Here is a 4,507-nt window from a genome sequence, read left to right on the forward strand (position 1 = left end):
GGATACCACCGCCGAAGCCGCGTCGAGACCAAAATGCACTGCGTGAAAATGCTGGGCCAGCGCCTCATGGCGCGGGACTTCGATCGTCAGGTTGCGGAAGTCCAAGTCCGCATCCTCGTCATGAACGGCTATACCGCGCTCGGCATACCCATAACTGAGCCCGTAGGATGAGTCTGTCTGGGGAAAGGGGGCGTCTGGCCTTCAACCAATTTGTGCAACAGAGTCATCGAGCGGCGAAGCTCGCAGAAGACGCGGGTTTGAAAGTGGTGATGAACCGCTGCCCTAAGATCGAGCTGTTCCGCCCGTTCTGGAAGCCGCGCCTCGATCTAGCGATCTGAATTGGGCGGCTTGGCGCCCTTCTCGAACGGGTGCTGACCATGCCGCAGGCCACGAAGATGGACCCGGCCCCGATTGCTGACATGGCCGGGGGAACCTTGGAGTAAATCATGGACGGTACAATGGAAAACGATCAACTCATCCTGCGCTCGGACCAAGACGGCATTGCCGTTCTGAGGCTGAACGCCCCCAAATCGATCAACGCCCTGTCAGAGGCGATGTTGGCCGCAATGTCGGAAATGCTGGACGAAATTGCAGCAGATCGCAGTGTCAAGGTTGTCATTTTGCGCAGCGGCGGCAATCACTTCTGCGCGGGTCATAACCTCAAGGAGATGTCGACGCGCCGCGCAGACCCGGATGGGGGGTTCCAGTATTTCCAGGACCTCTTTGCCAAGTGCTCCCCGATGATGTTGCGTGTGGTACGCTTGCCGCAGCCTGTTATCGCCGAGGTGAAAGGGATCGCCACGGCCGCGGGCTGTCAGTTGGTGGCGTCTTGTGACCTGGCCGTGGCCGCCGAGAATGCGAGCTTCGCCACGTCGGGGGTCAATATCGGGCTGTTCTGCTCCACCCCGATGGTTGCCCTGTCGCGCAATGTGCCGCGCAAGCAGGCCATGGAAATGCTGCTAATGGGGGAATTCCTTCCAGCGGGGCGCATTGCCGAAATGGGCCTCGTAAACCGTGTCGTCCCACTGGCAGATGTCGAGAAGACAAGCATGAAAATGGCGCGCATCATCGCAGACAAATCCCCCGCGGCCGTCAGGATCGGCAAACGCGCCTTTTATGAACAGGTCGAAATGCCGCTGGCGGAGGCCTACGCCTTTGCGGGCCGCACGATGGCAGAAAACATGATGGCGAAAGATACCGAGGCAGGAATTGGGGCCTTCACCCGCAAGGAACCCATGCCTGAATGGACCGGCGCATGACGTTCAATGGACCAGAGCTTGCGCGCAACGCAGCCAATCACACCGCGCTGTCGCCCGTTTCGATCCTCAAGCGAGTCGAGCGAGTGCACCCCGAACTGCCCGCGCAAATCCACGGGGGCATCCGGCGAAACTGGGGTGAGGTCGCGGAACGTTGCAAACGGCTTGCCTCCGCTTTGGCCAAGCGTGGCGTCAGTAAGGGCGACACCGTTGCCCTGATCGCACCGAACATCCCCGAGGCGCTGGAATGCGCGCTGGCAGTGCCCATGCTGGGCGCGGTCCTGAATGCGAACAACACGCGGCTCGATGCCGGCACGACAGCCTATATTCTGGGCCATGGCGAAGCCAAGGTCTTGCTGGTTGATACCGAGTTCTCGGCGATGGCCGCCGAGGCGGTCGCGCAGTCCGGTCGCGACCTTTTGATTGTCGATATCGTGGATAGCGAAGGACCGGGCGGCGACAGGATCGGCGCGTTGACCTATGACGACCTGCTGGCAGAGGGTGATCCCGATTTCGTCTACACCTTGCCCGACGACGAATGGGACGCGCTTGCGCTCAACTACACCTCCGGCACCACCGGGAAGCCCAAGGGTGTTGTTTATTCCCACCGCGGCGCGTGGACCAATGCGGTCAACAACGTGGTGACATGGGAAATTCCGCACCATCCGGTCTATCTCTGGACGCTGCCGCTGTTTCATTGCAACGGCTGGTGCTTTCCTTGGACGATCACCCTGCTGGCCGGGACGCATGTGTTCCTGCGCGCGCCAAGGGCGGACGCGATCTATGACGCATTCGCCGATCATGGCGTCACCCATCTGTGCGGTGCACCGATCATCATGTCGATGATCAGCGGTGCGGAGGCAAAGCGCGAATTTCCACAAAAGATCAAGATGATGACGGCCGCGGCCCCGCCCCCTGCCAGCGTCATCAACGCAATGGAGGCGATGGGGATCTCCATCACGCATGTCTACGGCCTGACCGAAGTCTATGGCCCCGCCGTGGTCTGCGCCGAAAAGGCCGGTTGGTCGGCGCTGTCCCCCGAGGAAAAGGCGGATCTGAAGGCCCGGCAGGGCGTCGCCTATGAGCTGGAGGAAGACGTGCTTGTCCTCGATCCCGAGACCGGCACCCCCGTACCGTGGGATGGCGAAACGCTGGGCGAGGTCGTGTTCCGTGGCAACATCGTTATGAAGGGGTACCTGAAGGCCCCCGAGGAAACCGCCAAGGCATTCAAGGACGGGTGGTTCTGGTCGGGCGATATCGCGGTGCAGCACGCCGATGGCTACATCGAAATCCGGGACCGCTCCAAGGACATCATCATTTCGGGCGGCGAGAACATTTCCTCGATCGAGGTGGAAAAGGCGCTATATTCCCACCCGGCGGTAAGTCTCGTTGCCGTGGTGGCGTTGCCCGATGAGAAGTGGGGTGAGGTGCCCTGCGCATTTGTCGAGCTATCGTGCGAGGCGACTGAAGAAGAATTGCTTGCCCATGCCAAGGCAAAGCTTGCCGGGTATATGCGGCCCAAGAAAGTAATCTTCGGCGAGCTTCCGAAAACCACCACCGGCAAAATCCGCAAGAACGAACTCCGCGATCTGGTCCGCCAGCAAGGCTGACCCCTCACACCCTGACTGGACACACATCATGGCACACGAACTGGAATTCGCACACTTCAGCTTCGGCACTCAGGTCCGAAAGTCCCCTTACTCCGACGCGGCCCTACGCTGGGGCGCCAAGGGTTTTTCCGTCTACAATCACATGTACATCCCCCGTGACTTCGGTGATCCGGAGCAGAACTTCTGGAACCTGGTCAATCACGCGATACTGTGTGACGTGTCAGTTGAACGCCAGGTCGAAATCAAAGGGCCGGATGCCGCCAGGTTCACCCAGTATCTATGCTCTCGCGATCTGTCGAATTGCGAAGTCGGGCAGTGCAAATATGTGCTGATCACGGATCAGGAGGGCGGTGTTATCAACGACCCGATCCTGCTCAAGCTGGCCGAGGATCACTTCTGGCTGTCCATCGCGGATAGCGATGTCCTGCTCTGGGCACGCGGCGTGGCCGTTCATGCAGGCTTGGATGTCGAGCTGTCAGAGCCCGATGTCTCACCCCTTCAGCTTCAAGGCCCCAAGTCTCGCGAGATCCTGCGAGCGGCCTTCGGTGATGCCCCGACCGAGCTGAAGTACTTTCGGTTTATGGAATACGACTGGAGTGGTGTCCCCTTGATCATTTCGCGCACCGGATGGACGAGCGAGCTGGGCTACGAGATCTACCTGCGCGACGGGTCCGCAGGTGGCAGGCTATGGGAACACATTCTGGATGTTGGTTACTCAATGGGTCTCAGACCGGGCCACACCTCCGGCATTCGCCGGATCGAGGCGGGCATGTTGTCGTATCACGCGGACATGACCCTGGCGAACAATCCCTACGAGTTGAACCTGGGCCGTCTGGTCAATCTGGACATGGAGGCCGATTTCATCGGCAAGGACGCGCTTGCCAGGATCAAGGAAAAGGGTGTCAGGCAAAAGCTTGTCGGCCTGGAAATCGAGGGGACTCCCTTCGTCGGTGTCAACGATTTCTTCTGGCCGCTCAGGAGGGATGGCACGCAGGTCGGCACGGTCACCTCGGCGGTCTATTCCCCGCGACTGGCAAAAAACATCGCCCTCGCAATGCTGAATGTCGAACATGCAGAGACCGGCACAAAGCTGACAGTGGACAAACTGGGTGAAACGCGCGGTGGCACTGTCGTGCCGATCCCGTTTTACGACCCCAAAAAGGCCCTCGCGGCCGCAAGTTGACCAAATTGCGGCACAGGAACAAATGCCTGTGCCGCACACGCTGTTGGCTGATGCAGAGCAGGAATGCGTTCATTTGCGCACAAGGGGCGTTGTTGGAAAACTCTGCCTTCGGGCGGCGGCTCTGTTGCACAAAGCGCGTGAGGGATTCATGTCGCGAATCCAGTGTGGTAGCTGGGCGACATGAGCAGACCCACACCCCCAACCTACAAGACCAGGAACTGGCCGGCCTATAACGAAGCGCTCAAGCGCCGTGGCTCGCTGACAGTCTGGTTTGACCCGGAGATGATCTGGGAGGCTGCGCCGACCGGTAAGCGCGGTCGGCAGCAGACCTACAGCGACACCGCTATCCAGACATGCTTGACGATGAAAGTGTTGTTCGGCATGGCGCTACGCCAGACCACAGGCTTCGTCGAGAGCCTGCTGCATTTGGTCGACCTGGACTGGCAGGTGCCCGACTT

4 protein-coding genes and 1 pseudogene are annotated in these 4,507 nt (G+C 60.0%); all 5 read left to right on the forward strand.

Annotated features, from left to right (window positions below; translation table 11 throughout):
* Positions 1 to 171, forward strand: a pseudogene (locus G568_RS0117425) (IS5/IS1182 family transposase); the annotation flags it as partial.
* 275 nt (positions 172 to 446) lie between these two features.
* A complete protein-coding gene (locus tag G568_RS0117435) occupies positions 447 to 1,259 on the forward strand; it encodes an enoyl-CoA hydratase (RefSeq protein ID WP_026759158.1) in 813 nt (270 codons plus the stop codon).
* Positions 1,256 to 2,866 carry an AMP-binding protein gene (locus G568_RS0117440; protein WP_037374506.1) on the forward strand — a complete coding sequence of 537 codons (1,611 nt, stop codon included), beginning with the start codon at positions 1,256 to 1,258 and terminating at the stop codon, positions 2,864 to 2,866. Before G568_RS0117435 ends, G568_RS0117440 begins: the two co-directional genes overlap by 4 nt.
* A 28-nt stretch (positions 2,867 to 2,894) precedes the next feature.
* Positions 2,895 to 4,049, forward strand: a complete 1,155-nt coding sequence (locus G568_RS0117445; RefSeq protein WP_026759160.1) for a glycine cleavage T C-terminal barrel domain-containing protein — start codon at positions 2,895 to 2,897, stop codon at positions 4,047 to 4,049.
* Between the two features lie 180 nt (positions 4,050 to 4,229).
* A partial coding sequence (locus G568_RS0117450; protein ID WP_026759161.1) for an IS5/IS1182 family transposase occupies positions 4,230 to 4,507 on the forward strand: 278 nt, incomplete at its 3' end.

This window comes from Sediminimonas qiaohouensis DSM 21189 (assembly GCF_000423645.1).
Classification (GTDB): Bacteria; Pseudomonadota; Alphaproteobacteria; order Rhodobacterales; family Rhodobacteraceae; genus Sediminimonas; species Sediminimonas qiaohouensis.